Source organism: Pseudomonas sp. PSPC3-2 (assembly GCF_049897085.1).
Taxonomy (GTDB): Bacteria; Pseudomonadota; Gammaproteobacteria; order Pseudomonadales; family Pseudomonadaceae; genus Aquipseudomonas; species Aquipseudomonas paraveronii.
The window spans coordinates 1-596 of sequence record NZ_JAFCVO010000047.1 but is presented as its reverse complement, the minus strand read 5'-3'; the positions used below and the strand labels follow the sequence as shown (position 1 = coordinate 596).

The 596-nt window shown below is 61.6% G+C and carries 1 protein-coding gene; it reads left to right on the top strand.

Features of this window, described 5'->3' with window-relative positions; translation table 11 throughout:
• On the top strand, nt 1-596 hold a 596-nt coding region (locus ACP7CJ_RS28845), incomplete at both ends, for a contractile injection system protein, VgrG/Pvc8 family (protein ID WP_426103253.1).

Here is a 596-nt window from a genome sequence, read left to right as displayed (position 1 = left end):
GACGTCGGCATCTGGTACCGCTTCACCAGCGACGAACGCCTGAATATCGACGTGGTGGAATTTCACGATGACCAGCGTCACTACCAGTTTGACGTGGCGTTGGCCTACCGCCCGCAATCCGGGCTCAGCAGCAGTGGGCAGGACGGCGTGTGGGCCCTGCAATCGAGCCACCAGGTGGTGGAACAGCACGTCAATATCCGCACCTACCATCACCGCGTGGCCAACGCTCACCTGAACGGTGACATCGACCAAACTCGCGGCGCCAACGGCACCTATGGCGAGGCTTATCACTACGCCGAACCCTACACCGTCATGGGCGATCGCTACGCCCATGACGAAGACCTGCAAAGCGAAAGCGGCTACTTCTACGCCCGGCTGCGTCACGAGCGTTACCTCAACGGCCAAACGCGACTCAGCGGCGTCAGCAGCAGCGCAACCCTTGCTCCTGGGCAGGTACTTAAAATATCCGGCGGCGCGCCACAGGCTTTCGCGCCAGGTGCGGTGATCACCCAACTGATCAGCCGCGCCGCTCGCGACGCCAGTTACGAAGTGACGTTTGAGGCCATTCCCTACTCGGAAACGGTGTGCTTTCGCCC